General features: G+C 56.7%; 5 protein-coding genes and 1 pseudogene. All 6 read right to left on the minus strand.

Features of this window, described 5'->3' with window-relative positions; genetic code table 11:
- A pseudogene (locus tag AKV04_RS18140) lies at positions 1 to 519 on the minus strand (IS21 family transposase); the annotation flags it as partial.
- 244 nt (positions 520 to 763) lie between these two features.
- Positions 764 to 2,206 (minus strand): thermonuclease family protein, encoded by a 1,443-nt coding sequence (locus AKV04_RS18145; RefSeq protein ID WP_054007830.1) that lies wholly within the window; start codon positions 2,204 to 2,206, stop codon positions 764 to 766.
- 28 nt (positions 2,207 to 2,234) lie between these two features.
- Entirely contained in the window at positions 2,235 to 3,425 is a 1,191-nt protein-coding gene (locus AKV04_RS18150) for a hypothetical protein (RefSeq protein WP_054007831.1), read from the minus strand.
- Entirely contained in the window at positions 3,426 to 4,256 is an 831-nt protein-coding gene (locus AKV04_RS18155; protein WP_054007832.1) for a hypothetical protein, read from the minus strand.
- Positions 4,256 to 5,665, minus strand: a complete 1,410-nt coding sequence (locus tag AKV04_RS18160; protein ID WP_054007833.1) for a hypothetical protein — start codon at positions 5,663 to 5,665, stop codon at positions 4,256 to 4,258. Before AKV04_RS18160 ends, AKV04_RS18155 begins: the two co-directional genes overlap by 1 nt.
- Before the next feature lie 1,416 nt (positions 5,666 to 7,081).
- The coding region (locus AKV04_RS18165; RefSeq protein ID WP_156317464.1) for an IS3 family transposase at positions 7,082 to 7,574 on the minus strand (493 nt) is incomplete at its 5' end.

Below are 7,574 nucleotides of genomic sequence, written 5' to 3' on the forward strand. Positions count from 1 at the left end.
GACATGGCCATCAACCCAAGCCTCGGAAACTGCTGCAGGATAAGCCCGCACAAAGCAGGCGTCACTGTGAGGCAGATCAAGTGCGAAGAAATACGCCTTTTGCCCAACACCGCCGATCACAACCATCGCCTCGCCAAAATCCGCTTGGGCGTGGCCCGGGGCATGAGCCAGCGGCCCAAACATCTCTCGGCTGCGTCGGCCATGTTCGCGGACATAATTCTTCACCGTCGTGTAGCCGCCCTTGAACCCGTGCTCGTCACGCAGCCGCTCAAAAATACGCTTGGCCGTATGCCGTTGCTTGCGGTTCCGACTAAGGTCCTCCTGCAACCACTGGTCGATGAAGCCCGTGAATGCATCCAGCCTGGGCCGCTTTATCGCCGTTGTCCGCTGATACCCTGGCGGAACCGAAAAACTCATCATCTTCTTCACGCTTGCACGCGAAACACCAAAATGAAGAGCGGCGGCGCGTTCGCTCAGGCCTTCGCGGCGCGCAAGGCGCACCTTTCTATAAAGTTCCACGCTGAAAATCCCCCGCCCTCCCCGTCACCAGAAAGAGCCAAAGTGGCAAAGTTTTACTCTGCCCGCAGCAAGACTATCCCGCCACTTCCGTGGCAAACTTTTGCACTGCCGTTCTCACGCATCACCCGCGCGAACAGGCGAAGAAGCTATTTCCAAGCCGGGACTTTCACTGAAACGGTGCGCAAAAAAAAGATCATCATACAAGGCACGCCTTGCTTGCCAGCATCTTCAGCTCAGCAACGGTTCAGTTGTCCTTTCGATATTCCCACGGCATCTGAAAGTCTGTCTTCCAGATTCCAACATTTGCCTGTTGGGCAGTTTCTGCTCTTGCAACATAGGTGTGAGAATATCGACTGAACGCGACAGCATAGCCATTCACGATCATGACTTCAGCCAAGTCCTGACCATCAACCATGCATGTTGCTATTGGGCGCTTATACATATCCACCTCAGTCGCACGACACTCGATAGGCTTTCCAGCGATAGCCTGCTCAAGACCGCGCCGCGCAACTTCCCCACAGTCAAAGGAGATGCCAGCCTTGTTGCGACAAAGTTGACCCATCTCGGGTGCGTCGATGCCTGACAGCCGAAAGCTCGTTTCTTTTACTTCTACCGTATCACCGTCGATCACTCGCGCGGGTCCGGTCGCGCTCATCAATGCTTCGGTAGATGTTACATCTCGCCGAATATCGTCGATAAGCCCCTCTTGGTTCAGGCCGACGCTGAACATCACCCTGCGAGATGCGTCATGATCTTCAGTGCCATCCGGACCATAGATCAACCGTGCGGATGAATAGCCGACCGCAGCAAGATGTTCTCTGACCCAAGCAAGAGCATCAGGATCTTTAACTTCGGACAAGCACAGCGCGAGCGCATTTCGGGCGCGCCGTTGAGAGAGGTCAAGATTGTTGAGATAAGCCTGTTCCTTTGTCGCATCGACTGCCCACTCGCTTGAGGCATGTCCTTCGATCTTCAGATCCGAGATGTTCATGCCGGACTGACGGAGCGTTTCTAACCAAGGAACACAAAGCTTGCGCAAAAAGGCTGGGTCTTTGATTCTATCGTTGTTCGAGTCGAACAGTATGGCCTGGGGCAGTGTAATCGTGCCTTCCGCGTCAATGCTGCCGCCAGCCTCGCGGATCACTGAGCCCAGCCGATCATCCAAAAGTGTCACCAGCGCGCCCTGCTGTCGTGCAGCAGTTTGCAAACGACCAGCAATTTGCTCAACGGTGCTGTCGCCGGCCTCGACAGTTGCCAGCTTCGCGCGCAGGGCCACTTCAGCCGTCACCTCGACCGCATCAGCGAGGCTGAGACGGGTTTCGGGCGAAAGTTTGACGACGCCTTTCATAAGGCGTTGAAAGTCTTCATCCCGCATGAAGCGTGAATACTGCGCGGCGTTTTCTAGAGCCTTTGTGTCCGCGACGTCGAGCCCGGCTGCGCGCAACGTCTGCGCCGCCTGGAAGGTGCCGTCGGACAGGCCCGCCACAATCGCGGCTTTCTGCTGCGCATCCAGCTTACCTATTTCATCGGCAACGATAAGGCTCTTGCGCTCGGTCTCGATCTGCCACCATGCGAACAACAACAGCAGACAAAACGAGAGCAGGATAAACGCCTCAGCCACGGTGAGGCCCATGATGGCACCGCGCTTGTAGCTGCGATCAAAGCCGCCACTGCCGGATTGCGACACAAGTTTGCTCCCTCGACGATCCGCCACCTCAGGTTTTATCCGACGAAGTGACCAAGCTATCGGCTTGTTGCGTCACAGTGCGGTCAAGTTCGCGAGAGGCAGCCATCGCAGTCGTGGCAAGCTGCCTGACAGAGCTGTGCAGCCGTTCGGCCACATCGTTGACGACAACCTGTGATCGCATCGCAGCATCCAGTGCCGCCTGATCAAATCTGGCGAAGCCGGCTCCGAGACGCCGGTTGGTCTCGTCCAGAGATACTTCGAGCTTAGCCGCTGCTCGGTTCATGCCCAGGGCAAGATTGGCGCCCGCTGTTTCGGTTTCCTCTGCTATGGTGCGAATACGGCGAGAAAGGTGAGAGACTTGTTCTGCAATTTCTGAACCATGCAACTGCATCGCCATAATGGATTTCTCCACCGAGGAGCGCGCAACTGCCTGGGTCGCGTTCATCTGATCTGCAATTTTCGCCATATCACCGAACGAGCTTCGGATCTGGGTAAGCGCTGCCTCTGACACTGTGGCGATAGAACTGCGTATCGACTCAATCGCGCCGCTTGTCTGTTCACGCACGGACCGCGAGGTTTCCTCTTGAAGCGTTTTGGCCATCTCCGCCAGCATCGTCTGGCTGCCCTTCACAAGCACCTCGGTCGAGCGACGAAACTCAGACTCTCTTTCGGCTGAATGCTGGAAACTTTCTACGGTGAAAGCTTTCACCCGCTCGACCGACTGCGCCAGTTCCACCCGCAAACGCCGCGCGACATCGTCCAGCTCGATCCGGGTCTCACGCTCGCGCGCGACCAGATCCAGCCGGAACTGCATCATCAAGACACGAATGAACACCCCGACGATGGTGGACACCAAAGCGACACCAAAGCCTGAAATCACCTCTGGAATAAGCTCTGCCCGTTTGTCCGCGCCCGCTTCAACCACGAAATACAGCGTCACGGAGAGACTTGTCAGAGTGAAAAGAAAGCCAAGATAGTAGCTGTTGTCGCCGATCACTTCAGGCTCAAGACGAAGCGACGTCGTGGCGTAGGCCAACACGGCGTAGATCGTCAGGACGGCTGCCGAAAAGGTTGCCGCAACGAACGGATGAACACCCAAGAGTTTAAGCGCAACCCCGCCTCCCACGCCCGCCGCGAACGCAAGACCCAGGACGATTTTATCCCAAGACTCGCGATTTGAGACATCATGCAGCCGAAGCTGACGCCTTGGGCGTGCCATCTACAGATCCCCTATCATCGTGACGGTAGGCTTACGCGCGCCCTGAACGTCGAAATAGTGCAGCCAGAAATCTTCGATGACGCGCGGATCTTTGATTTTGGAAACGACACGCGGCACTTCGAAGATGACCACGTCAACGCCGTCGAGTGTTCTGTTAAGCCGCCCAAACTGCGGTGATGCGGCAAAGCTCTGCCAGTCATCGCCAGCGTAAAAGCTCATCGCGTCGCTGTTTTGCAGCAGATCCGACACGATGATCACTTTGCGCGGCCCCCCGAAGGTGAGAAAGCCAGAGGTGTCGGCGATCAAGGTCTGAAGCGCCTCCATGATCGGTGATTTGTTTGCGCCATTCGCAGAGATCATGCTTTCGATGTTGTCGTGCAGGGGTGCCATGAAGCGTTGTTCATACCGTGTCTCAACGAGCCGGACGTTTTGCGTCAACGTGCTGACGTCTTGACCTGACCGAGGCTTGCACAACGGGGCGGTAGCGCCCCACGTCTCCGGCGCTTCACTGACAACGCCCATGGTGAACTGCGTGCCGATCGGCGCGTCAGCGATCTCTTTTTCGACGCGGGCCAGCAACTGCTTGCTCTGCGCAGGCGTCAGAGGGTCGGTGAGATCAAACAGGATGGCGGCCATCTCCACAGGTCCCGAGTCAAGCGGGCAGAGAGTATCGGGGTTCACTGCGGTTTCATGTTCGGTCTGGTTGCGATAGAAAATCGCGGCACCCAAAAGACCAACGGCCGCAACAGCCCCAAGAATGTAAGGCCAACGTGACGACTCGCCGCTACGGCTGTTGCGTCGCGTGTTGCGGCGACGGTTAGGGCGCGCCATCACACTTTCTCCGCTGTAACGCCGTCACGCTGGACGGCACGGGTCACGTCGAAGGCAAGACGTGCGGTTTCGAACTGCTCGAAGATTTCCTTAATCGCGCCGTCCACGGTCGCGGTCACCCGGGCCGCCTCGGCCTCGGCGTTTTCGCGACGCGACACCTCTATGCTTTCCGGCTTGAAGGCGCCAAACCTATAGACCTTGTCGAAGGACTTGGGCGACGGCTCCTTGCGCGCTGCACGGTTTGCGTCGCGGTATACTGCCAGTAAATGTGCTGTTTTGACATCGCATTGTTCCAGATACGTTTTCAGATGAGCGCCCAAGGTGCTTTGACCAAACAACGCGTCGATGGCTTCGGTGATACCGTTGCGCACTTGCTCGCTGGCGTCCTGCAACTCCTCGATCGCTTGATCACGGCGATCCTTGAGGTCTTCCAACGCGTTGTGCAGTTCTAACTCGTAAACAGAACGAGCTTTGGCCAACGAGCGCTCTAACCGACCGTAACCGGGATACGGATCGTCCGTATGCCAACCTTTGCGGAACGAAAGAACCGAAATCAGGAGCCCGATGCCGACCAACAGCCATGACTCGATGCTGGCGAGGTAAAGCGGGCGGGCCAGCAACGCAGGCACCGCACCTTCTGTTGCTTCTGCCCAACTCAAACCACTTTCTAGGCCGTCACGGAAATGGGCAACGCCAAGGTTCATTGCAACGGCAAAGGCCATCCAAATCAGCACAAAGATCAGACCGCCCAGCTTCAGCAGCAGGTTGCGATGATGCAGGTAGCGCGCCAGATAGCCCAGCATCGCTGAGCCGCCGACATTGACAACAGACACGATAAGCGCGGCCAGCAGGCCACCAAGCAGCCCGAACTCATTTCCCTTCGAGAACAGGTAGCTGTTGATGCCAGCTTCGATCACAACAAGGATGATCGTCAGCGAGAAGACTTTGATCCAGCCTTCGAATTCCTTGGCGGGTCGTTGCAGGCGGTTACGCTCACGATAGCGGGCCCGCCATGTGAAGGTCTCGTTCAAACGCTCGCGGGGATCTTCGATGCGCGATTGCCACTCCTGCACTAGGGCACCAAAGTCATTTTTGGCACTACCTGCCGCGATATCCACTTCCTTCGACGCCTGACCTGCTCGCGCGAGACGTTCGTTGTAGACCCGCCGGTTGGACTCGTAGTTTTCAAGTCCCTTTCGGCGCAGTTCCTCGATGCGCTCGATCACACTGGTTTCGACGTGGTCGAAATCTTTCGTGTCTGTCGGCGGCTGGTTGGTTTGCCCACGTGCCGTCCCTTGCACTTCAAGTTTCAGATCATTGGCAATCTTGTCGGAATCAATCGAAGGGAAAACAGCCGAGGATGGGATGAAGTCGTCAGAACGAAACATCGACTTCAAGCGATCAAGCATACTGGCCTCACAAACTGCTATGTTAACGTCTTGTTAGCTGGTGCGGTGCGAAGATGCCAATCTTTCAGTGACCCGCGGTTACTCAGCGCGTGGCTAAAGATACCGACGTTGATTGTCACGTCCGACATCGCGGCCACAGCCGGAGCTCTTCAGTAAGATGGCAGCTGGTGCGCCAGTCGACCCCACTGTGCTGCCGGTCCCCTTTTTTCGCGCGTTTGGGTGGCATCGCAGGAGGACTCAGGAGCGAGTCGCAGGGGTGCCTGCGCTTCAAGCCCGTTCTCCTCATCGACACTGCGCGCCGCACCTCAAATCGGCTCTCCGCGAGTCTACGGCGTCAACGCGCCCGCCAGGGTCTGTGTTAGTCTGCCAGCCTAGACAGGTTCGCAGTCTGGTATCTTTCTGATTTCTGGACGGTGCAACCTTTGTTCAGACCAAAAGTCAGGACGCGATGCGTCATGTCTTCGACGGCATTGCCGATGGCACGAAGTGGTAGGTGACGTCACGGGCAACCTGCCCGCGATGCCGGCTATCGTGCTCGAATGCGCGCGTTATGATCCTGCATAATCTTGCCCACCGCCTGACTGCTGCACCTGTTCGCGTTGCACCGGCCTTCGAAAAGACAGGCATCATCGTTGACCTCCGGGTGGCTGCGGATGTTCGACTTCATGTAGTCTTGTTTTTTGCTGTCACTCTTGCGAGTTCATACGACGCCTGAGCCCGGCGGATCATGGGGTGATTGCAAACAAACAGGTCGTCTGGTTCAAGTCTGAGCAGCTTCGCTGTCCGGCGCGTGCTTTTCAGCAGGTAGGGCAGCAATAGCTGCGGGCCGATGCTTCCGAGCGCGCGGCACACTGGTTGTTATCTCGCCGCGTCACAGAGGAGCTTTCGTGCCCCGACTGTCTCGGCAACAGATGGCACCCCCATGAACTTCGAGCGTTTTTTCTAGGACTTCGGTTTATTCGGCAAGCGGCACCAACTCGTGGGTGCTAGGGTGTTCATCTGTCCATGGCGATTTGTCAGCGGGATTCTGCGTCTAGACGGAAGTTCAGCCATTCCTCCAGGTGTGGCGCACCGCAGCGGAGCACGTAAAAGTTGGGATTCTGCGGGCGAGGGTGCGCGACGCTCAAGTGAGGGCTACTGTCCCGAAAACTGAACAAGCCGTTCGCCGGAAGCAGTTGGTGAAAGGCTTACGCCAACCGTGTGCCATTGATGGCGCAATCGAGTGCCCTCTCTTAACTGTTATGAACGATAGGGCGACAGCCCTGCTCTCACCCATAGTCACAGGCCCCAAATTTGGATGCACAGTCTGAGCATACATTGTTCAGACCGCCCATCGGGAATGAAGCTCTCTGGGTTCTGCTTCAGACGTTGGTGACTTTCATGTTCTGGCGGTCTGTGTGAATAGCCCCGAGTTTCCTAGACACCTTGCAGCTTCAGTTTTTGCTGCTGCTCGAATGCGATCGGCGACAGCATTCCGTTCCTAACGTGTTTGCGCTGCGGGTTGTAGAAGAACTCGATGTAGTCGAACACATCCTGGCGGGCTTCTTTGCGGGTTTTATACTTTCTTCGGCGGATGCGTTCGCGTTTGAGCAGGTTGAAGAAGCTTTCGGCGACGGCGTTGTCCCAGCAGTTGCCACGTCGGCTCATGCTTTGCGTCAGATTGTGCTGTTCGAGGAACTCCTGCCACTCATAGCTGGTGAACTGTGAGCCTTGGTCGGAATGCACTTGGACTTTGGTCTTCGGTTTGCGGCGCCAGACGGCCATCAGAAGGGCTTGCAACGGCAGATCCGTATAGGTCCGACCCTGCATGGACCACCCAACAACACGCCTAGAAAATAGATCGATGACAACTGCGAGATAAACGAAGCCCTCGTGGGTGCGGATGTAGGTGATATCTGTGACCCAGAAC

It is taken from the genome of Cypionkella psychrotolerans (assembly GCF_001294535.1).
Taxonomy (GTDB): domain Bacteria; phylum Pseudomonadota; class Alphaproteobacteria; order Rhodobacterales; family Rhodobacteraceae; genus Cypionkella; species Cypionkella psychrotolerans.